This is a genomic window from Streptacidiphilus rugosus AM-16 (assembly GCF_000744655.1).
In the GTDB taxonomy this organism is placed as follows: Bacteria; Actinomycetota; Actinomycetes; order Streptomycetales; family Streptomycetaceae; genus Streptacidiphilus; species Streptacidiphilus rugosus.
In genome coordinates, this window is sequence record NZ_JQMJ01000004.1 from 2,217,923 (window position 1) to 2,238,673 (window position 20,751).

General features: G+C 72.7%; 19 protein-coding genes. 8 read left to right on the top strand and 11 right to left on the bottom strand.

Annotated features, from left to right (window positions below; translation table 11 throughout):
• Nucleotides 1-122: 122 nt before the first annotated feature.
• Nucleotides 123-800, bottom strand: coding sequence for a hypothetical protein (locus BS83_RS19165; protein ID WP_051943352.1), 678 nt, complete (start codon nucleotides 798-800; stop codon nucleotides 123-125).
• A gap of 232 nt (nucleotides 801-1,032) precedes the next feature.
• Here BS83_RS19165 and BS83_RS19170 point away from each other — a divergent pair, with 232 nt between their 5' ends.
• Nucleotides 1,033-1,749, top strand: coding sequence for an SHOCT domain-containing protein (locus tag BS83_RS19170; protein ID WP_084713685.1), 717 nt, complete (start codon nucleotides 1,033-1,035; stop codon nucleotides 1,747-1,749).
• Nucleotides 1,750-1,764: 15 nt separating this feature from the next.
• Here the strand turns inward: BS83_RS19170 and BS83_RS19175 are convergent, their stop codons facing one another.
• Nucleotides 1,765-2,403 (bottom strand): DNA-3-methyladenine glycosylase, encoded by a 639-nt coding sequence (locus BS83_RS19175; RefSeq protein WP_037604942.1) that lies wholly within the window; start codon nucleotides 2,401-2,403, stop codon nucleotides 1,765-1,767.
• Between the two features lie 104 nt (nucleotides 2,404-2,507).
• Between BS83_RS19175 and BS83_RS19180 the strand changes: the two genes are divergently transcribed.
• Both BS83_RS19180 and BS83_RS19185 read left to right on the top strand, forming a co-directional pair.
• Complete coding sequence (locus tag BS83_RS19180; protein ID WP_037604943.1) at nucleotides 2,508-3,038, top strand: YbhB/YbcL family Raf kinase inhibitor-like protein; 531 nt, start codon at nucleotides 2,508-2,510, stop codon at nucleotides 3,036-3,038.
• Nucleotides 3,039-3,163: 125 nt separating this feature from the next.
• Nucleotides 3,164-3,736, top strand: a complete 573-nt coding sequence (locus tag BS83_RS19185) for an HNH endonuclease (RefSeq protein WP_084713687.1) — start codon at nucleotides 3,164-3,166, stop codon at nucleotides 3,734-3,736.
• Here the strand turns inward: BS83_RS19185 and BS83_RS19190 are convergent.
• From BS83_RS19190 to BS83_RS19210, 5 genes are all read right to left on the bottom strand, one after another.
• Nucleotides 3,708-5,735, bottom strand: coding sequence for an outer membrane protein assembly factor BamB family protein (locus BS83_RS19190; protein WP_037604944.1), 2,028 nt, complete (start codon nucleotides 5,733-5,735; stop codon nucleotides 3,708-3,710). The two genes, BS83_RS19185 and BS83_RS19190, sit on opposite strands and share 29 nt — an antisense overlap.
• A gap of 44 nt (nucleotides 5,736-5,779) precedes the next feature.
• The gene (locus tag BS83_RS19195; RefSeq protein WP_037604945.1) at nucleotides 5,780-6,079 is read right to left on the bottom strand and encodes a 4a-hydroxytetrahydrobiopterin dehydratase; all 300 of its coding nucleotides are present in this window, start codon (nucleotides 6,077-6,079) and stop codon (nucleotides 5,780-5,782) included.
• A 40-nt stretch (nucleotides 6,080-6,119) separates the two neighbouring features.
• Entirely contained in the window at nucleotides 6,120-7,076 is a 957-nt protein-coding gene (locus BS83_RS19200; RefSeq protein ID WP_037604946.1) for an SPFH domain-containing protein, read from the bottom strand.
• 61 nt (nucleotides 7,077-7,137) lie between these two features.
• Entirely contained in the window at nucleotides 7,138-7,569 is a 432-nt protein-coding gene (locus BS83_RS19205) for an NfeD family protein (RefSeq protein WP_037604947.1), read from the bottom strand.
• A 110-nt stretch (nucleotides 7,570-7,679) separates the two neighbouring features.
• Nucleotides 7,680-8,471, bottom strand: a complete 792-nt coding sequence (locus BS83_RS19210; protein WP_037604948.1) for an ABC transporter ATP-binding protein — start codon at nucleotides 8,469-8,471, stop codon at nucleotides 7,680-7,682.
• 115 nt (nucleotides 8,472-8,586) lie between these two features.
• On the opposite strand from BS83_RS19210, the gene BS83_RS19215 reads away from it, so the two are divergent.
• Nucleotides 8,587-9,402 (top strand): hypothetical protein, encoded by an 816-nt coding sequence (locus tag BS83_RS19215; protein ID WP_037604949.1) that lies wholly within the window; start codon nucleotides 8,587-8,589, stop codon nucleotides 9,400-9,402.
• A 230-nt stretch (nucleotides 9,403-9,632) separates the two neighbouring features.
• Here the strand turns inward: BS83_RS19215 and BS83_RS19220 are convergent, their stop codons facing one another.
• Together BS83_RS19220 and BS83_RS19225 are read right to left on the bottom strand one after the other, a co-directional pair.
• Entirely contained in the window at nucleotides 9,633-10,280 is a 648-nt protein-coding gene (locus tag BS83_RS19220) for a response regulator (protein ID WP_037604950.1), read from the bottom strand.
• On the bottom strand, nucleotides 10,273-11,454 hold the full coding sequence (locus BS83_RS19225) for a GAF domain-containing sensor histidine kinase (RefSeq protein WP_037604951.1): 1,182 nt from the start codon (nucleotides 11,452-11,454) through the stop codon (nucleotides 10,273-10,275). The genes BS83_RS19220 and BS83_RS19225 overlap by 8 nt, the downstream gene beginning before the upstream one ends.
• 204 nt (nucleotides 11,455-11,658) lie before the next feature.
• Between BS83_RS19225 and BS83_RS19230 the strand changes: the two genes are divergently transcribed.
• Together BS83_RS19230 and BS83_RS19235 are read left to right on the top strand one after the other, a co-directional pair.
• The gene (locus BS83_RS19230) at nucleotides 11,659-12,393 is read left to right on the top strand and encodes an SDR family oxidoreductase (RefSeq protein WP_051943354.1); all 735 of its coding nucleotides are present in this window, start codon (nucleotides 11,659-11,661) and stop codon (nucleotides 12,391-12,393) included.
• An 83-nt stretch (nucleotides 12,394-12,476) separates the two neighbouring features.
• Nucleotides 12,477-13,574 carry an S-adenosylmethionine:tRNA ribosyltransferase-isomerase gene (locus BS83_RS19235; RefSeq protein ID WP_037609406.1) on the top strand — a complete coding sequence of 366 codons (1,098 nt, stop codon included), beginning with the start codon at nucleotides 12,477-12,479 and terminating at the stop codon, nucleotides 13,572-13,574.
• Nucleotides 13,575-13,767: 193 nt separating this feature from the next.
• Here BS83_RS19235 and BS83_RS19240 read toward each other — a convergent pair whose 3' ends face one another.
• Together BS83_RS19240 and BS83_RS19245 are read right to left on the bottom strand one after the other, a co-directional pair.
• Nucleotides 13,768-14,571, bottom strand: a complete 804-nt coding sequence (locus tag BS83_RS19240; RefSeq protein ID WP_084713691.1) for an MHYT domain-containing protein — start codon at nucleotides 14,569-14,571, stop codon at nucleotides 13,768-13,770.
• Between the two features lie 143 nt (nucleotides 14,572-14,714).
• Entirely contained in the window at nucleotides 14,715-17,255 is a 2,541-nt protein-coding gene (locus BS83_RS19245) for an FHA domain-containing protein (protein ID WP_037604952.1), read from the bottom strand.
• Between the two features lie 215 nt (nucleotides 17,256-17,470).
• Here BS83_RS19245 and BS83_RS19250 point away from each other — a divergent pair, with 215 nt between their 5' ends.
• Together BS83_RS19250 and BS83_RS19255 are read left to right on the top strand one after the other, a co-directional pair.
• Nucleotides 17,471-19,210, top strand: a complete 1,740-nt coding sequence (locus BS83_RS19250) for a streptophobe family protein (RefSeq protein WP_084713693.1) — start codon at nucleotides 17,471-17,473, stop codon at nucleotides 19,208-19,210.
• A 57-nt stretch (nucleotides 19,211-19,267) separates the two neighbouring features.
• Nucleotides 19,268-20,710 (top strand): RNB domain-containing ribonuclease, encoded by a 1,443-nt coding sequence (locus BS83_RS19255; protein WP_037604953.1) that lies wholly within the window; start codon nucleotides 19,268-19,270, stop codon nucleotides 20,708-20,710.
• Nucleotides 20,711-20,751 lie beyond the last annotated feature (41 nt).

The following is a 20,751-nucleotide window of genomic DNA, read 5'->3' on the forward strand; positions in this document are numbered from 1 at the left end:
TTCCTCTGGGTCGATTCGACTCACGGTCGTGCGGCTACAGCCTCCCCGAAAGCCCCGCGTCTTGGCCAATCCATTGACGCGGGGCCGGGAAAGGTCTCAGATGCCGGAACGGGCGGGAAAGGTCAGAGCCCGCTCGGCCAGGCGTAGCTGCTGGGGACCTGGACGCCCGCGTTCTCGCTCGGGGTGCCGTAGACCAGGGCGATCTCGTCGTGCGCGTGGAGGACGAGCTTCGACGGGTCGCCGCTCGTCTCCTTGCCGTTGACGTAGACCTTCAGCGCATGGCCGGAATCCGTCTTCAGCGGTCCGAGCTGGGCGGAGCTCAGCGGGACGCTCCACTCGGTGGTGAACTGGCCGAGGGTGAAGTCCTGGATCTTGGGCGACTCGATGTGCACGACACCGCTGTCGTCGTGGGTGTGCAGCGGGCTGATCGTCTGGGCGCCCTCGTTGATGCCGACCAGGGCGGGAACGGTGACCTTCTTGCCGTCGGCCCAGACGTCGAGGTGCACGTGGATGTGCATCGCGGTGCCCTCGGCGGTGAGCATCGAGAGACCCGCGGCCTTCACCGCGGCGTCGGTGTCCGCCGGAGCGGCCCAGTTCATGGCGCCGGAGGCGGCGGTGGCCTTGGTGCCGCTGCCCGACGTCGCGAGGACCACGCCGCCGACGACTCCGGCGGCCACCACGGCCGCGCCCACGCCCATGAAGATCTTGTTGCGGCGTTCCCTGGCGCGCTCGGCCGCCTGCTGCTCGGCGATACGGGCGCGGCGGTCGGCTGCCGCGGGCTTCTTGGACTGACCGGCCATGGTGCGTGCGCTCCAGGAATCGGGGACTGGTGGGGGTCGTTTGTCATCGACCATAAACGAGCTCGCTGTTCACATGCGAACTACTGTGACGGACGCCTCGCACCCGCTCCGACCTGGGCTGCACCAATGTCGTCACAAGCCCAACTTCCCTCTGGTGCAGGCCTCCGGGCTCCGGTAAACCGTACTCGGTTTTGGCCCGTGAGAAAGGCGAGCTCAAGTGACTCTTGGGAAAATGGCAACATTCTGCTGGATCTGGTTCGGGGTGATGAGCGCCGGATTCATGCCGCTGTGCCTGGTCGCGAGTCAGGCCCCAGGGCCCGCGGTGGTGCGGATCGCTCTGTATGTGCTGATCGTCGGCGTGCTGTGGTGGGGAGCCTTCGGCTACGGCATGTACCTGGTGCAGGCCGGAATGGCCGGCGGCGACCGGCGGCTGCTCAGGCGCGGACTGCGGGGCACCGCCGTGGTCCTGAAGGCGACCGCGACCAACACGACCGTGGGCGGGCAGCCGGACCTCGGCAACTTCGGCCGCCGGGTCTACCGCTACCAGCTGCGGGTGACCCCGCCGGAGGGCAAGCCGTACGAGACGTTCGCCAGCATCTGCGCCTCGGGGCTGCACGAGGGCCAGAGCGTCCAGGTCGCCATCGCCCCGCACAACCGGAAGCGGGTCACCATCGACCTGGGCCAGGGCGAGCGTGACAGCAGGGGTAAGAAGGTGCTGCCGCACGCGCCGAGCCCCTCGGCCACTTCCACCAGACCCAAGCGGAACCAGTCGCAGCGGAGGCCGGTGCATGACACCGTTCCGCAGCAGTACCGCCGCCACCCGGACGCGGGGGCGACGAACGAGCGACTGTCGCAGCTGCGGGAGCTGGGCGAGCTGCACCAGCGGGGCGTGCTCACGGACGAGGAGTTCGCGGCGGAGAAGGCCAGGATCCTGCGGAACGAGCCGTAGGACGGGCGGCGACGGTCAGGACGCGGGGCGGCGGCGGGGCACGTGGCGGCGGTAGGGGCTGACCGTCGTCTCGCCCTCGATCCAGAAGCGCAGCGGGGTGTCCGCGCCCTGGGCGACCCCGGTGCGCGGGCCCTCGCGGACCAGGCGGGACGCGGGCGGCGTGCCGGGCAGCAGCCGGAAGACCTCGCCGCCCACCGGCTCGCCGTTCTGCTCCCGGCCGACGCCGAGGGCCTGGGTGAGCCGCGCCGGTCCCTGGGCGAGCTCGGTGTCCCTGCGCGCGGCGGGGCGCCGGCGGCGGGCGAGGTCCAGGCCGTCGACGACCTCGCCCGCCCGGAGCAGGACCGCGCCGGCGGTGGTGCCGGGGCCGGCGACCAGGTTCATGCAGTAGTGCATGCCGTAGGTGAAGTAGACGTAGACGAAGCCAGGAGGGCCGAACATCACCGCGTTGCGCACGGTGCGGCCCCGGTAGGCGTGCGAGGCAGGGTCGTCCGCGCCCGTGTACGCCTCGACCTCCGTCAGCCGGACCGACACGGCCCCCTCGGGGCGGGTGCAGACGAGGACCCGCCCCAGCAGCGCGGTCGCGAGCTGCGGGGCCGATCGATCGAAGAACGCCGGTTCGAGTGGTTCCTGCGGCACGGCTGCTGGATCGGGCACAGCCCGAGACTAGGCTGATCGTCAGGTTCGCGCAGGCCGATTCGGGCCGCGTGGGCCGGAGTCCTCACGTTCCGCAGACCGTGCACCCCAAGGAGGCTGACGACATGTCGGAGCCCAAGCGGCGCCCGCTCCCCCATGAGTTCCACCCGCCCGTCACCGAGTTCAGCGTCACCAGTGACGACTTCGCCGCCGACGGCGTGCTGCCCGACGCGCATGTGTACGCCCACGGGAACACCTCGCCGCACCTGCGCTGGTCCGGCTTCCCCACGGAGACCAAGAGCTTCGCGGTGACGTGCTTCGATCCCGACGCGCCGACGGGCAGCGGCTTCTGGCACTGGTCCGTCTTCGACATCCCGGGCGATGTCACCGAGCTGCCCACCGGAGCCGGTTCGGGCGACTTCAAGGGCCTGCCGGCCGGCGCCGTGCAGGTCCGCAACGACTACGGCACCCGTGACTTCGGCGGCGCCGCGCCGCCGCCCGGGGACGGGCCGCACCGCTACGTCTTCACCGTCTACGCGGTGGACCAGGAGAAGCTCGGCCCGGACGCGGACGTCTCCCCTGCCGTCGTCGGCTTCAACCTGCGGTTCCACGCCCTGGGTCGGGCGCAGGTGATCGCGGAGTACGAGAATCCGTGATCCGCGGATGAACCCCTATCCGTAATCCGCAGGCCACCGAAATTACGTTGTCCCGGCATCCGCCCCGCCCGCACAGTGGACCCACCGTCCGCCGTGGGCGGGCCGGGAGCCGGGAGGTGGCTGTGATGCGCAAGACTCTGGTGCTGAATGCGACGTACGAGCCTCTGGCGGCGGTGACGCTGCAGCGAGCCGTGGTGCTGGTACTGCAGGACAAGGCCGTCGTCGAGCACGCCCACCCGGAGCGCAGGATGCGCGGCAGCACGGTGGAGATACCGATGCCACGGGTGGTCAGACTGAAGCGGTACGTCAGGGTGCCGTTCCGACAACGGGCGGCCTGGTCCAGGCGGGGTGTGCTGGCCAGGGACAACTTCCGCTGCGCCTACTGCGGTCGGCGCGCGACGACCGTCGACCACGTGCTGCCGAAGTCCCGCGGTGGCGCCGACAGCTGGCTCAACACCGTCGCGGCCTGCGCGGCGGACAACCACCGCAAGGCCGACCGGACTCCGGAGCAGGCCGGGATGAAGCTGCTGCGCCGCCCTTTCGAGCCGACGCCCGACGCCGCGCTGGTGGCGGCGCTGGGCCTGGCGACCGCCCCGGAGGACGGGGACCCGCTGGACGCGGACCGGCTGGACGCAGGTCGGCCGGACGGCGTCCGGTCCGGCGTCGAGGTCAGCTGGCTGCTGCCTTCCATGCGGTGACGGAGGTGTTGTAGCTGCCGGTGAACTCCGGCAGCGCCACCACCATGCTCGCGCGGAAGAGCACCCGGCCGGAGCCGAGCAGCGAACCGGTCCCCTGGGGGAAGGTCCCGCCGACGGTCTCCTTGCCGGTGGTGAGGTCGAAGTGGCTGAGCCTGGCCGGCTGGCCCACCCGCTCGTCGGTCGCGACGATCATGGTGGTGCCGTCGATGCCGACCGGCGCGGCCACGCCCTTCTCCTGCGCGGTGGTCCGCCACAGCTCCTTGCCGTCGACGAGGTTGTAGGCCGCTATCACCGTGGGGCCGGACGCGGCGGCGGCCGACTGCGCGGACGGTTCGACGGCGGCGACGAGCGTGGTCGGGGTGAAGTACAGCTCGGGGTCCGGGTCGAAGCTGCCGTGGGTCGAGTCCAGCGTGCCGCCGGTCTGGGCGACCGGGATGGCGGCCTGCGGGTCGCCCTTGTCGGTGAAGGACACCAGCGTGTCCTTGGTCGGGTCGCTCATGTGCACGCTGACCACGGCCGGGCTGGCGGAGAGCACCGTGTAGGAGGCCGCGGCCTGGGGCAGGCCTCGCCACCAGCGCAGCTTGCCCGTTCCCGGGTCGAGCGAGATCGCCTGCTGCTTGACGGTGGTGTCGGCGCAGGTGCTCTGCAGCAGCAGCGCCGTGCCGTCGCCGTTGCCCGCCAGCGCGCAGTACTTGCCGGGCCCGGCGTAGCTCCAGGACTGCTTGCCGGTCATGTCGTAGCCGACCGCGGCCGAGTCGGTGACGGCGACGACCCTGGTGTCGTCGACCATGACCGAACTGGCGAAGCCGCCCGCCCCGGTGGTGGTGGGCAGTTTGGCGTTCCACTTGCTCGCGCCGGTGGCGGTGTCGACGGCGACGAGCGTGTTGCAGGCCTGGCCGGTGCCCGGCTTGGCCTGGAAGACCACCGCGCCGATGCCCGCGCTGTTGACGTCGGGGGAGACCGCGCAGGGCACCGCGCCGGCCGCGGGCGGGGCGACGCTCCACAGCTTGTGCCCGTCCGCCGCCGCGTAGGCGGTGACTCCCTCGCCGTCGCCGCGGACGACCGAGCCGGCGAGCAGCCAGGAGCCGATCAGGCCGTCGTTGCTCGTGCCCGCGGCCGCGCCGCCGGCTCCGGTCGAGGCGCCGGCGTCCGCGGGGGCTGCCCAGGCCTTGGTGTGGTTGACGCCGATGTCGGCCTGGCTCGCCTTGGCGCCGCCCCCGGGCTGGCTGCCGCCGCTGCCGTTGCCGGCGACGAAGTAGGCCGCTCCGGCCAGCACGACGAGCGCGCCGCCGCCGACGGCCAGGCGGGTGACGTAGCTCTTCCGGTTCACTCCGGGCCCGCGGCCCATCGCGGCGTCGGTCACGCGGGCGCGCAGCCCGGCTCCGCCCGTGCCCCGGTCTCCGCCCGCCGCCTCGCTCCGTCCGACCGCTGTGGCGCCTGCCGGGGTCGACTCCTGCTCGGGCGCGGAGGGCTGGGCCGGCACCGCGGCCACGGCGGTCGCGCCGCTCTCGTCGGACTCGCCGGGCTCCCCGGACCAGGGCGCCTGCTCGGCCGGCGCGGTCTGCTGCTCGTAGTAGGCGGCGGCGTACTGCTGCGGGTCGTAGTACTGCTGCTGCTGGTAGGCGGCCGGATCGTAGTACTGCTGGTCGTAGCCTTGCGACTGCTCGTAGCCCGGCTGCTGCTCGTAGCCCGACGTCTGCTCGGGGAAGGAGCCGTAGGTGGGGTCGGCGTACGGCTGCTGCTCGTAACCCGTGGCCTGGTACTGCGGCTGGTAGGACTGCTGCTCGTAGCCCTGCTGCTGGTAGGCGGCGGGGTCGTAGGCGGTCGCGGGGTCGTAACCGCCGCCCTGCTCGGGCTGGGCCCAGTACTGCTGCTGGGGCTGCTGCTCCGTGCCGTAGCCGGAGTAGTCGTACTGCTGCTGTCCGTAGGCGTCGTACGGCTGCTGCCAGTACTGCGGCTGCTCTTCCTGCCGGCTAGCTGTGTTCTCTTCTCGTTCCATGGCTGCCGTACCACTCCCGCCTGCCCGATGCGCGAGCCAGCATCTCATGCCTCCGCTGCGGCCGAGGCATCGATGAGGGAGGCGAGCTTCAGATCGAGCGCGGTGATTCCGCCGGACGAGTGCGTGGACAGCGTGAAGTGCAGGGTCCGCCAACGGATGTCGATGTCCGGGTGGTGGTCCAGCGCCTCGGCCTGTTCCGCCACCGCCACGACGACGCGGATCGCCGCCGGAAAGTCCTTGGCCTGCACGGTTCGGGCGATCGAGTCGCCCTCCCGCCGCCACTCGGGGAGGGTCCGCAGGCCGGCCGTGAGCTGTTCGTCGCTGAGAAGGTCTCGGTTGCTCATACTCAGCACGCTAACGGCTCGGCCTGCCGCCCGCCGCCGACTACTCCGGATCGATCTCGGGCCGTTCGGTGCGCTTGTCGAGCTTCGGCGTGCCGTTCGCCGCCGGGACCGTCGCACCGTCCTTGGGGTTCATCCCGGTGAAGGCGCCGCCGACGCCCTTGAGCGCGTCGCCGACCTCGCTGGGGATGATCCACAGCTTGTTGGCGTCGCCCTGGGCGATCTGCGGGAGCGTCTCGAGGTACTTGTAGGCGAGCAGCTTCTGGTCCGCGTCGCCGGAGTGGATCGCCTCGAAGACGGTGCGGATGGCCGCCGCCTCACCGTCGGCGCGCAGCACCGCCGCCTGGGCCTCACCTTCGGCCTCCAGCACCGCGGCGGCCTTCTGGCCCTCCGCCTTGAGGATCGCGGACTGCCGCTCACCCTCGGCCTGGAGGATCGCCGCGCGCTTGTCACGGTCGGCGCGCATCTGCTTCTCCATCGAGTCCTGGATGGAGGTCGGCGGCTCGATGGCCTTCAGTTCGACGCGGTTGACCCGGATGCCCCACTTGCCGGTCGCCTCGTCCAGCACGCCGCGCAGGCCGGCGTTGATGGTCTCGCGGGAGGTGAGGGTCGACTCCAGGTCCATCGAGCCGATGATGTTGCGCAGCGTGGTGATGGTGAGCTGCTCGATCGCCTGGAGGTAGCTCTGCACCTCGTAGGTGGCCGCGCGCGGGTCGGTGACCTGGAAGTAGATGACGGTGTCGATGTGGACCACCAGGTTGTCCTGGGTGATCACCGGCTGCGGCGGGAAGGGCTGCACCTGCTCGCGCAGGTCGAGCCGGTTGCGCACGGTGTCGATGAACGGCACCACGATGTTGAGACCGGCGTTGAGGGTGCGCGTGTAGCGGCCGAAGCGCTCGACGATCGCCGCCTGGGCCTGCGGGATCACCTGGATCGTCCGCAGCAGGACGAAGAACACGAACACCGCCACCACGACCAGGACGATGATCACGGTTTCCACAGGGACTCCCTCGACAGACCCTCGACATGACGCTCTGTGAACTTCACTACCCCGGAAGGGTTCAGAGAACCACGGCCGTCGCGCCGTCGATCTCCGCGACGCTGACGCGCTCCCCCGGTTCGAAGACCTGACCGACCGCGAGCGAGCGGGCCGACCAGACCTCCCCCTTCAGTTTGATCCGGCCGTCGTGCTCGTCGACCCGCTCCAGGACCACGGCTTCCGCTCCCCTGAGCGCGTCGATGCCGTGCCGAACCCCCGGCCCGGCGCGCAGTTGGCGCCTGGCGATGGGGCGGACGAACAGCAGGAGCGCGACCGTCGTGGCGAGGAACACGACGAACTGCAGCACGACTCCGCCGCCCAGTCCGGCGGCCAGCGCTGCCGCGCCGGCCCCGATCCCGAACATGACGAACTCGATCAGCGCGGTGTGCATCACGGGGATGCACAGCAGCACCGCCGCGGCCAGCCACCATGCCCAACTCTCCACATCGGACATGGTAGTTCTGCGGCTGCCTCCTCGTCAGGAAACGGAGACAAAGATCATTACAACCCGGTCAACGGGGACCGGGGACACGGAAAGCGCCACAAAAGGCCGCGCCCGGCAGGTCAGCGCAGTTCGAGACCGCGGGCCGCCCAACGGCCGTCCTGGTGGTCGAGGGTGAGCGGCAGACCGAAGCAGAGCGAGAGGTTGCGGGCGGTCAGCGTCTCCAGCATCGGACCGGCGGCGAGCACCTTGCCCTGACGGATCATCAGCACGTGGGTGAAGCCGGGCGCGATCTCCTCGACGTGGTGCGTCACCATGATCATCGCGGGCGCGATCGGGTCCTGTGCGAGGGCTCCGAGGCGGCGGACCAGGTCCTCACGGCCGCCCAGGTCGAGACCGGCCGCCGGCTCGTCGAGCAGCAGCAGCTCCGGGTCGGTCATCAGCGCGCGGGCGATCAGGGTGCGCTTGCGCTCGCCCTCGGAAAGAGTGCCGAACTTGCGGTCGGTGTACTCGGCCATGCCGAGCAGGTCCAGCAGCAGCCGGGCGCGGGCCTCGTCGGTCTGGTCGTAGGTCTCCCGCCAGTGGGCGGTCATGCCGTAGGCGGCGGTGAGCACCGTCTCCAGCACGGTCTGCCGCTTCGGCAGCTTGTCGGCCATGGCGGCGCCGGCCAGACCGATGCGCGGGCGCAGCTCGAAGACGTCGACGCTGCCGAGCTTGTCGCCCAGGATCGCGGCGGTGCCGGTGCTGGGGAAGAGGTAGCTCGCGGCGACCTGGAGCAGCGTGGTCTTGCCGGCCCCGTTCGGACCGAGAACGACCCAGCGCTCGCCCTCGGCGACGGCCCAGGACACCTGCTCCACCAGCGGGCGGCCGTCCCGGATCACGGAAACGTCCACCAGCTCCAGCACGTCGCTCATTGCGTACGCCTTCCCCAATGAATTGAAGGGTTCTTCCCGCTCAGGGCGGCGGGTGGCCCTGGGCCGGTCCAAACCTACGCCACGCAGGCTGCCGTGTGCTCCGTAGGCTTGGCCCATGCCGCAGACGGAAGCGCACGAAGCGTACGAAGAGCCCCGGTCCGCCCGACTTGTCGCCTGGGGAAACGCGTGGTTCGCGGGGCTCGCCTCCCCCGACGACGCCGCGACGGCGGTGCGCGGCGACGACGACGCCCACGTCGTCAGGGGCCTTCCCGGCGCGGACGGCGTCGGCCTGACGCTGGCACTCGGACGGCTGCGGACACTGGGCGCGACGGGCCTGCGGCTGGCGCTGCCCGCGCCCGGCCATCCGCTGGGCCTGACCGGCCCGGCGGAGTTCAACGCGCGGGCGCTGGAGACCGGCGAGGCGGTCCTGGCGGTGGGCGCGCCGTGGGGCCTGGTCCCCGAGGCGCTGTGGCACGGCGCGGACCACGAGGACGACGGCGTCCTCGCGGTGAGCTGGCACGCGCTGCCGGTCAACGTCGGCTACCCGGCGGACGTCCCCGCCCTGCGGGACGCGGAGCGGGAGCTGGTGGAGGCCATGCGGGACGCGACGGAGTCGCTGGTCCGCCTGGACATCGCGGGCGCGGGCCCCGCGGTCCAGCGCGCGCTGGGGCGCCTGCGCGCCCGGCAGGAGTCCGACGTCGAGGAACTCCTGGCGCCGGGGTATCCGCCGCGGGCCGTCCGGGTCCTGCAGAGCGCGCGGCGGGTCGCCGCGCTGACCGCGGTGGCGGCGCTGAGCGAGGGCGCGGCGGTCACCGCGGGCGAGATGGCCGCGCGGGCAGCTGCGCTGCGCCCCCTGGAACGCGCCGCCCGCCGCGCCCGCGTGGCGGCGTACAACGCCGCGGTGGACGAACCGGTCACCGAAGGCAGATGAGGAACCAGGCAGGTGCTCAGGGGCGCGGGGAACTGCGCGAGAAACCACCCAGTGCGGACGGCCCTGCTCGTTCGGGGACTCGCCGCCTGGGGTGGCTTGTCGCGCAGTTCCCCGCGCCCCTGCGTGGTTGCAACTGACCCACCGCTGAGAACCTCGCGCTCGCGCGGCAGAGCCGCGCAGTTCCCCGCGCCCCTGGGACGTTGCAACTCGCTCGCCGTCGCGGAGCGTGCCTAGCGGGTCATCCCGTTGCGGACGGCCCAGAGCGCAGCTTGTGTGCGGTCCTGGAGGTCCAGCTTCATGAGGATGTTCGAGACGTGGGTCTTGACCGTCTTCTCCGAGAGGGTCAGCGCCCGAGCGATCTCGCGGTTGGAGCGGCCGTCCGCGATCAGGCCCAGGACCTCCTGCTCGCGTTCGGTCAGCGAGCCGCCGCGCCCCTGAGGGGTGCGGCCCGCGGACTCCTCGGCGAGCAGCGCCTCCGCCAGTTCAGGCTGGAGCAGGACGTGGCCCGCGTGCACCGAGCGGATCGCGCCGGCCAGGGCCTCGGGGTCGACGTCCTTGTAGACGTAGCCCGCCGCGCCGGCGCGCAGCGCGGGGACGACCGTGCGGTGCTCGGTGAAGCTCGTCACCACCAGGACCTTCGCCGTGCTGCCGCGCTCCTTCAGCAGGCGCAGCGCCTCGATCCCGTCGGTGCCGGGCATCTTGACGTCCATCAGGACCACGTCCGGCCGCAGTTCCTCGGCGGCGGCGACGCCCTCCGCGCCGTCGGAGGCCTCGCCGACGACCTCGATGTCCGGCTGGATCTCCAGGAAGGTGCGCAGCCCGCGCCGGACGACCTGGTGGTCGTCGACGAGCAGGACCTTGATCGTCGCATCACCCACCGGGGACCTCCAGTTCCACCACGGTCCCCTTGCCGGGGGACGATTCGATGCGCAGCGATCCGCCGACGCCCGCGGCACGGTCCCGCATGGAGACCAGTCCCAGATGCCGGCCCGCCCGGCGGGTCCGGTCAGGGTCGAAGCCCTTGCCGTCGTCGGCCACCCGCAGCCGCGCGCCGCGCCCCGCGCCTGACGTGCCGGACGCGGCGCGGAGTTCGACCGCGACGCTCGACGCGCCCGCGTGCCGCAGCGCGTTGTGCAGCGCCTCCTGCGCGACGCGCAGCACCGCCTCCTCCTGGGCGGCCGGCAGCGCGGGGACGCGGTCGTGGGCGAAGGTGACGCCCGCGGCATGGGCCCGGTCCAGCACCTCGACCTGGGAGGCCAGGGTCGGCAGCAGGCCGTCCTCGTCCAGTGCGGCCGGGCGCAGTTCGACGACGACGCCGCGCAGTTCGTCGGCCGCCTCCGCCGCGAGCCGGGAGATCTCGGCGAGCTCGGCCCGTGCCCGCGCCGGGTCCCGCAGGACCAGCGCGGAGGCGGCCTGCGCGGTCAGCCGCAGCGAGAAGAGCTTCTGCGAGACCGCGTCGTGCAGCTCGTGCGCGATCCTGGCCCGCTCGCCGACCAGGGTCAGCTCGCGACTGCGCTCGTACAGGCGCGCGTTGACCAGGGCCAGCGCGGCGTGCGCGGCGAGGATCCGCAGCAGTTCCTCGTCGTGCGCGGAGAAGCGCTCGCGCCCGTCGGGGTTGGCCAGGAAGAGCGCGCCGAGGATCTCCTCGCCGTCCTGGATCGGGACGCCGAGGAAGGCGTGCATGTCCGGGTGCGCGCCGGGCCAGCCGCCGAACCGGGGGTCCTGGCGCACGTCGTCCAGGCGGGTCGGGTCGGGCTCGCGGAGCATCGCGGCCAGGATGCCGTGCTGGCGCGGCAGCGGGCCGATCGCACGCCACTGGGCCTCGGTGACCCCGTCGACGACGAACTGGGCGAAGCCGCCGTGGTCGTCGGGCACCCCGAGCGCGGCGTACTCCGCGCCGACGAGGGTGCGCGCCGAGGTGACGATGCGCTGCAGCACCTCGCGCACCTCCAGGTGCCGGCTCATCGCCAGCACGGCGGCACTGATCGCCTCGATGCCGCCGAGGCAGGGATCACCGGGCCCGGAGCCGGGCCCGCAGGTGTCTGTCGACATGCCGTCACCGTACCGCCGCGTGATCGTCGGGGCATCGGGCGCCCGGCGGGTGGTCGCAGGTCCGTGGACCTAGGACCAAGGGACCCGGGGTGCGCGGCCCCGCGCCCGAGGCGGGCCGGACCCGCCCAGGCCTAGCTTCGGCGGTAAGGGAACCACCTGCGGACCGCGGGAGCGGATCGCGGCAAGGCAACAGGAGGAAACGCCATGGCAGTCGCCATTGTGACCGGGGCGTCGCGCGGACTGGGCCGGGCGCTGGCGCTCGCGCTGGCCGAGCGGGGCTGGGAGGTCGTCGCGGGCGCGCGAAGCCAGGACGCGCTCGCCGGGCTGGCGGCCGGGCAGCCTCGGATCCATCCGGTCGTCGGGGACGTGACCGACACCTGGCACCGCACCGCCCTGCTCACCCGCGCCTGGGACCTGGGCGGTCTCGACCTGGTCGTCAACAACGCCGGGGTGCTGGGCGGCGAGGGGCTGGCCGCGGTGGCGGAGCTGTCACTGGAGGAGCTGCGGCGGGCCTTCGACGTCAACGTCGTCGCGCCCCTGGGGTTGGCCCAGGAGGCGCTGCCGATGCTGCGGGTGACCGGCGGCGCCCTGGTCAACATCAGCTCGGACGCGGGAGTGGAGGCCTACCCCGGCTGGGGCGGCTACGGCTCCACGAAGGCCGCGCTGGACCTGTGGTCGGCGGTGCTGGCGCAGGAGGAGGAGTCGGTCCGGGTGTGGTGGGTCGATCCGGGCGAGATGCACACCGCGATGTACGCGGCGGCGGACGCGGCCGCCGCGGCCGAGGCGCCGCTGCCGGAGCGGGAGGCGGTGCCGGGCCTGCTGTCGCTGCTGGACGAACGGCCGCCGAGCGGCCGCTACCTCGCCGCGGCGCTGGCCGCGCCGGACGACCCGGCAGCGGTCCGGTCGGCAGCAGCGACGGAGCAGGAGGTCACCCGGTGATCGGGACGCGGGTGCAGGACCGGGCGGGCGCGGCAGCGGGCGCGAGCGGCGAGCCGGATGCGGACGGCGCGGAGGAAGCGGGGCTGGTGGACCGGCTGGGCGACTGGGAGCTGCCGGCCGAGCTGGAGGCGGGCGCGCCGCCCGAGGAGCGTGGCGGCAGCGGTAGGGACGACGTGCGGCTGCTGGTCGCCCGGCGGGAGGGGCTGGCCGTCACCCACCACGCGTTCCGCGAGCTGCCGCAGCTGCTGGAGCCCGGTGACGTGCTGGTGGTGAACACCTCGGCGACGCTTCCCGCCGCCGTGGACGGCCGGGTCACCGAGACCGGCGAACCGGTCGTGGTGCACTTCTCGACCCGGCGCAGCGAGAGCGAGTGGGTCGTGGAGCTCCGCTCCCCCGACGGCCGCGGCAGCACCCGGCAGCGGGTGCACGACGGCGCGCTGGTGACGGTCAGGCTCACCGGCGGTGCCCGGCTGCACCTGCTGGCTCCGCTGGTCCGCGGCTCCGATGCGCTGACGGAGAGCCAGGCGGACGCGGCCCCCGCGCGGTTGTGGCGGGCCTGCTTCGGTGCGGCGGAGCCGCTCGCCTACCTGGCCCGCTACGGGCGGCCGATCCGCTACGGCTACACGGACGCCGACCGTGCGCTCGCGGCGTACCAGACCGTCTTCGCCGCGCCGCCGACCACCGCGGGCTCGGCCGAGATGCCCAGCGCCGCGCGCCCGTTCACGGCGGAGCTGGTGACCCGCCTCGTGAGCGGCGGCGTCCAGATCGCCCCGCTGACCCTGCACACCGGCGTCGCGTCGGTGGAGGCCCACGAACCCCCCTATGCCGAGTGGTTCGAGGTGCCCGAGGCGACGGCCCGGCTGGTCGACTCGGCGCGGGCGGCGGGCTCGCGCGTGGTGGCCGTGGGCACGACGGCGGTGCGGGCGCTGGAGTCGTCGGCCGACCCCGACGGCCGGGTCCGCGCGGGCGCGGGCTGGACGGAGCTGGTGATCACACCGGAGCGCGGCGTCCACGTCGTGGACGGCCTGCTCACCGGCTTCCACGAGCCGCGCGCGTCCCACCTCCTGATGCTGGAGGCGGTCGCCGGCCGCCGCCTGCTCGACCGCAGCTACGCCGCGGCGCTGCGGGAACGCTACCTCTGGCACGAGTTCGGCGACCTGCACCTGATCCTCAGGCGCTGACGCGCGCTCTGGGGCGCTGGGACGTTGCACTGCCCAGGGGCGCGGGGCTCCGCCGATATGCGCCTCCGGCGCGTGGGCGCGACAAGCCACCCTGTGCGGATGGCGCTGCGCGTTGAGGGCCATCCGCACGCCAATGGCTTGCCGCGCAGTTACCCGCGCCCCGGCGTGCTGCAACTGCCTGCGGGAGCGAAACTCAGCGGCCGTCGAAGAGGTCGATGCGGATGCGGTCGGGGGTGCGGGCCTCGGCCCGGGCGCGGGCGCGCGCGGACTCCTGCGGGGACATCGCGACGACGATGCCGCTGACCGTCAGGAAGACGATGATCCCGACCGCCACCGGCAGGATGAACTGCGAGGCCGGGACGCCGGCCCCGACCGCGCGGCCGTCGAGCCGGACGGACACCGCCTGCATGGCGGTGTAGTGCATGGCCACCACCGCGACGCCGGCCACCAGCGCCGCGCCCAGGGCGGCCGGAAGGCCCCGCACGTTGAGGGTCATCCACAGCGCCGCCGTCGCCGCGAAGACGGCGATGCCGACGGAGGCGGCGACCAGCAGCGGGCTGTAGGAGACGGCTCCCTGGACCTGCAGCGCGGCCATGCCGATGTAGTGCATCACGGCGACCCCGCATCCCGTCAGGATTCCTCCGACAAGCAGTGATCCCGTGCCCTTGGGTCGATATCCGACATAGAAGACACCGACGCCGACGACGAAGATCGCGAGGAGAAGACTGAATACCGTGATCGGTATGTTGTAGACGACCGTCGAGTCGGTCACCGTGAATCCGAGCATCGCAATGAAATGCATCGTCCAGATTCCGCTACCGATCGCCGCCGCGGCGAGCAGCAGCCAGCCGCGCCGCTCCCCCGGCGGCAGCGCCAGCGCCCGCACCGTGCAGCGCAGCCCCAGCGCCGCGCCGACGCAGGCGATCGCGTAGGCCACGAGGGGATTCACCACGCCGTAGGTGAAACCGTTGACATGCGCCATGGTGCTGGGATTCATGTATTCATCCCGGAATCAAAAAGGAGCGGGGGTCGGCCGAGACGATACCTCCCGGACGACCCCCGCTCCAGTGGAACTGGAAAAGCAGGCTGACACTTCTTCAGGTGTGCACGGTCAATTGGCGCGACCGTCGGCCGCCGGCCTCAGCGGCTGCGCATGACCTCCGGCTCGTGGCGGCGCAGCAGCCGCGCGATGAGGATGCTGCAGACCACGCCGAGCAGCACCAGCACACCGGCGTCGATGCCCCACTGCGCGACGGTGTGCGTCCACAGCGGGTCGTTGGCCGGCTTGCCGTCCGAGCCGAGACCCTGGATGCCCAGCAGGTTGATCGAGGCCGCCTGGGCCGCCACCGCCCAGCGGGACGGGACCAGCCAGGCGAGCTGCTCCAGACCGGGCTGACCGTGGACCGGGATCAGCGAACCGCAGAAGACGACCTGGATGATCGCGATCAGCACCAGCAGCGGCATGGTCTTCTCGGCCGTCTTGACCAGCGCGGAGACGACCAGACCGAGCGTCATCGAGGTGATGCCGAGCAGCATCACGACCAGGACCAGCTCAGGCAGCGCCGAGCCGGAGACCAGCAGGCCGCCGCTCGGCAGCTTGCGCGGCAGCAGGCCGATCATCGCGACCATCACCGACTGCAGCGCGGTGATCGCGCCCAGCACGATGATCTTCGAGGCCACGTAGGCGGAGCGGGAGAGGCCGACGGCGCGTTCGCGCTCGTAGATCACCCGTTCCTTGATCAGCTCTCGGACCGCGTTGGCCGCGCCGGTGAGGGAGGCGCTGACCGCGAGGAGCAGCAGGACGGTGGCCGCGTCGTGGTTCCCCGCCTGTGGTGGATCGGAGGGACCGAGGCCGAACTTGGCCGGGATCGCCGCGCTCATCGCCCCCATGATGAGCGGGAGCGCGAAGAGCAGCACGACGTAGCCGCGGTCGGCCGCGATGACCGAGACGTAGCGGCGTACCAGCGTGGACAGCTGCGAGCCCCAGCTCTGCTGCTTGGGCGGCTGCGTCTGGTGCTGCTGTATCTGCGCGGACTGGGCCTGTACCGCGTCGACGTCGGCCGCGTACATCTGGAAGTGGACCGAGCCGCGGAACCGGCCGCCCCAGTCGTGCTCGGCGTGGTTCTCGAAGGCCTGGAAGACGTCGGCCCAGGTCTCGCACTGGAAGAAGTGCAGGGCCTCCTTCGGCGGACCGAAGTACGCCACCGAGCCGCCCGGGGCCATCACCAGCAGCCGGTCGCAGAGCGCGAGTTCGGCCACCGAGTGGGTGACGACCAGGACCGTGCGGCCCTCGTCGGCGAGGTCGCGCAGCATCTTCATGACGTCGCGGTCCATGCCCGGGTCCAGGCCGGAGGTGGGCTCGTCCAGGAAGATCAGCGACGGCTTGGTCAGCAGCTCCAGCGCGACGGAGACGCGCTTGCGCTGTCCGCCGGAGAGGGCGGTGATCCGGTTGTCGGCGCGCTTCTCCAGGTGCAGCTCGACGAGCACCTCGTCGACCCGGCGCTCACGCTCGGCCGCCTCGGTGTCGCCGGGGAAGCGGAGCTCGGCCGCGTACTTGAGCGCGGTGCGGACCGTGAGCTGCGAGTGCAGGATGTCGTCCTGCGGGACCAGGCCGATGCGCTGGCGCAGCTCGGCGAACTGCTTGTAGAGGTTGCGGCCGTCGTAGAGGACGTCGCCGCGGTCGGCCGGGCGGTAACCGGTCAGGGCGCGCAGCAGGGTGGACTTGCCGGAGCCGGAGGGGCCGATCACCCCGATGAGCGACTTCTCGGGAACCGCGAAGCTGACGTCGTTGAGCAGGATCTTCTTCTGGCCCTTGTGCTCGACCTCGACGGTGAGGTGGCGGGCGGAGAAGGAGACCTCACCGGTGTCGACGAACTCCTCGAGCCGGTCGCCGACCAGCCGGAAGGTGGAGTGGCCGACGCCGACGATGTCCTGTGCGGTCAGCACCTGACGGGAGATCGGCTGGCCGTTGAGGTACGTGCCGTTGTGGCTCTCGAGGTCGACGATCTCGTAGCGGCCGTCCTGCATCTGCCGCAGCTCGGCGTGGTGACGCGAGACGGAGAGGTCGGTGACGACCAGGTCGTTGTCCAGCCCACGGCCGATGCGGATGGTCTTCAGACCGGCCGTCAGGTTGCGCACCATGGTGGGGTTGCGGGAGCCGTAGACCGGCTCGGGGGCGGCCTGCCCGCCGGGAGCCGGGTAGCCGCCGCCCGCGCTGTAGCCGCCCTGCTGACCGCCGCCCTGGTAGGCGGCCGCCTGGCCGCCCTGGTAGCCGCCCTGCTGCGCGGGGATCCCCGCGCCCGCGTCCTGGCCCGGCTGGAAGCGGGCCGTCTGCACGTCCGCCCAGCCCGCGCCGCCCTGGTCCGGCTGCGCCGCCGGGACCGCGCTGGGCACACCGGTGAAGCTCAGCCTGGGACCTGACTCCGCGTTACCCAGCGAGACCTGCGTGCCGTCGCCCAGGTAGACCTGGGTGGTGCGCTGGCCGCCCGCGTAGGTGCCGTTGGTGCTGCCCAGGTCCTGGAGCAGCCAGGCGTTGCCGGCGTAGGAGATGGTGGCGTGCTGCCACGAGACACGCGCGTCGTTGATCGCAAAATCCGACTGCGGGTTGCGTCCGATGCTGTAACTGCGGCCCGAATCCAGGGTCGCTCGCTGTCCATTGAGTTCAAGTACCAATTGCGGCACTGTTGCCTGCCCCACGATGTAGTCCCCCGAGTGCGCCCCGCGCTTGTCAGGGGGCAGTGTAGGGATGCCGAACGCCTGGGGGAATCATTCCAGCTCGGTCACCGTATGCAGAACCGGAACCTCCACCATGACGCCGGACCGTGACACTGTGGCAACCTGACGCCTGGGGGCGGACGTTGCGGTCGTTCGCATGTGTCGGTCTGGAAGGTGGGGCGATGACGGTGTACCAGAACGGGCTACCGGCGGACGGACGAACGGGCGGCGGCGCGGATGCCGCGTCGATGCTGCGGGGCGTCATCTTCTCGGTCACGGCCGTGGCTTCGGCCTTCGGGGCGATGGGCGTGGTGGGCGCTCTCGGGGTGCATCTGCTCGGCCTGGACAAGTACGCGAGCCTCGGCCCGCTGACGGCCGCGCTGGTCGCGATGGCGGTCGGCGGAAAGGTCAGCCCGACAGGTGACGTGTCGGTCTTCGGAATTGACGCGGCGGCGGCCCAGGGGTCGATCGGGATCATGCCGCTGGGCCTGACGGTCGTCGGGGCGGTCGTGCTGGGCTGGCTGTTCACCGTGCAGCTGCGGCGGGTCGCCGTGCTGACGGTCGCGGACCTGATGGCGCGCGCCGCGGGAGCGGTGGTGGCGTTCCTGGTGCTGCTGGCCGTGATCGGCTGGGCCGGGAGCGGCTCGGTCGCGGTCAACGTGAGCTCACTGACGGGAGGCGGCTCCTCGGGCTCCGGTTCCGGCGGCTCGGGCGACGACCCGCTGGGCGGCCTTGGCAACCTGATCGGCGGGGCGCTCGGGGACAACACCAAGCCCACCGTCGGCTTCACGACCGACCTCGCGCCCACGCTGGGGATGGGGCTGCTCTGGGTCGTGCTCGTCCTCGCCTTCGCCTACCTGGCGGCGCGCCGCGCCCCGCTCCCCGCCGCCTGGCGCGGGCTCGCGCGGACCGTGCGCCCGGTCGCCTCGGCGATCACCACCGTCTACGTCGGCGCGGTCACGGTGGGCGCGCTGGCGGGCGCGGTGGTCGGCCTGACCGGCAACGGCGGCGCGAAGACCATCGGCGGTGCCCTGCTGGGCGCGCCCAACGGCGTGTTCCTGGCCGTCCCGCTCGGCATGGGCGTCAGCATGGACGGCAAGGCGTCGGGGCCCCTGGCGCACTTCCTGCCCGCCCCGATCGACACCTTCCTGGCGGGAGGCCAGGGCAAGACGATCACCGTTTCCTCGCTGGCCTCGCTGGACGGCCGGGTCTGGCTGCTGCCGGTCGCGGTGGTGCTGATGCTGATCGCGGTCGGCGTCCTGGCGGCGGTCCGGACCCCGCGACCGGCCGCCGGTACCGAGTCCGCCGCGCAGGAGTTGGGCGGCGCGGGCGTCCGGCTGGGCGTGGCCCTGCTGGTGGTGACGCCGATGCTGCTCGCGCTCGCGGACGTGAAGGTCGACGCGAACCTGTCCGTGTTCGGCTTCGACGCGGTCGGCGCGGGGCTGAGCGTGACCGGCAACGTGCTGCTGGCGCTGGTGCTCGGACTGGTCGAGGGTGTGGTCTTCGGAGCGGTGGGCGCGGCGCTGGTGCGGGCCTTCGCGGGCGCGAAGCGCGTCTCCCTGGCGAAGGCCGACGGCACCGGCGTGCAAGCGCCGGCCGTGCCGCCCGGCGCACCGTCCGGCGCGCCTTCCGGCATGCCGCCGTCCGGGCCGGCCGTCGCGCCCCCGGCCGGGTCGCAGGCGGGCGGGGTCTACGGCGGCCTGCCCGCCACCCCGCCGCAGCGCTCCGGCCCGCCGCCCGCGCACAACCCCTACGCCGCGCCGCCCGTCCCGCCACCCGCCGCTCCCCCGGCGCCGCAGCCGGTCGCGCCGCCCGCCCCCGACCCGTACGGAGGGCTCCCGCAGTCGCCCCAAGCGCCGCAGCCCCCGTATCCCGGCGGTCCGCGCCCGCAGGACCCACCCGGCGGCAACCCGTACCGGTAACGGTGCGAAGGGCGCGCGCGACGGGGCAACCGAGCCGACCGAACTACCCTGGAGCGCGTGCCTCGTCGACTGCTGAGCGTCCGGACCGCCGGGACCGCCCGGATCAACACCGAGCTGGCCGCGCTCCGCGCCCGGCTGGGGATCGCCGAGGGCTGGTCGCCGACGGTCCTCGCCGAGGTCGAGACGGTCTCCGCCGCGCCGGTGCTGCCCGCCCACGACGCGACCGACCTGCCGCTGTTCACGATCGATCCGCCCGAGTCGCGCGACCTCGACCAGGCCATGCACCTGGAGCGGCTGCCGGGCGGCGGCTTCCGGGTCCACTACGCGATCGCGGACGTCACCGCGTTCGTGCGGCCGGGCGGGGCGATCGACACCGAGGCGCGGCGGCGCGTGCAGACGCTCTACTTCCCCGACCGTCGGATCCCGCTGCACCCGCCGCAGCTCTCCGAGGGCGCGGCCAGCCTGCTCCCCGGCCAGGACGCGCCGGCGCTGCTCTGGCAGTTCGACCTGGACGCGGAGGGCGAGCTGCGCGAGACCCGGCTGCGCCGCGCCCTGGTCCGCAGCCGCACGAAGCTGAACTACGCCGAGGTGCAGAAGGCCGTCGACACCGGCACGGCCGAGCCCGCCCTGGCCCTGCTCGGCGTCATCGGGCCGCTCAGGGAGGAGCGCGAGCGAGCCCGGGGCGGCATCAGCCTGCCAATCCCCGAGCAGGAGGTCGAGGAGATCCCCGGCGACGGCTACACCCTCGGCTACCGCGCCCCGCTGCCCGCCGACGGCTGGAACGCGCAGATCTCGCTGCTGACGGGCATGGCCGCGGCCCGGCTGATGCTGGACGGCGGCGTCGGCGTGCTGCGCACCCTGCCGGGCGCACCGCCGACGGCCTTCGAGAGGCTGCACCGCGTCGCGCTGGCGCTGCGCGTGGACTGGCCGATGGACCTCCCCTACCCGCAGCTGATCCGCTCCCTCGACCCGAGCCGCCCGGCGCACGCGGCCTTCCTCAACGAGTGCACGGGCCTGCTGCGCGGCGCCGGCTACACCGCCTTCGACGGTCCCCTCCCGGCCGACCCCGGCCACGCGGCCGTCGCCGCCCCGTACACCCACTGCACGGCGCCGCTGCGGCGGCTGGTCGACCGCTTCTCCGGCGAGGTCTGCGTGGCCCTGGCGAACGGCGTGGAGGTGCCGGACTGGGCCCGGTCCGCGCTGCCGTCACTGAGCCCGCTGATGGAGTCCGGCGACCGCCGCGCCCACGAGGTGGAGCGCGCCTGCGTCGACCTGGTCGAGGCGGCCCTGCTGACCGGCCGCGAGGGCGAGCTCTTCGACGGCATCGTCATCGACGTGGACGAACGCCGCCCCGGCCGCGGCACCGTCCAACTCCGCGACCCCGCGGTCCGCGCCCCCCTGACCAACGGCGGCGGCCCGCTCCCGCTGGGCGAGACCGTCCGGGTGCGGCTGACCTCGGTGGACCTGTCCCAGCCCGCGGTCCGCTTCGCCACGGCGTGAGCCGCGACAGGACGGCGTCGGGTTGCCGCTACCATGGTCAC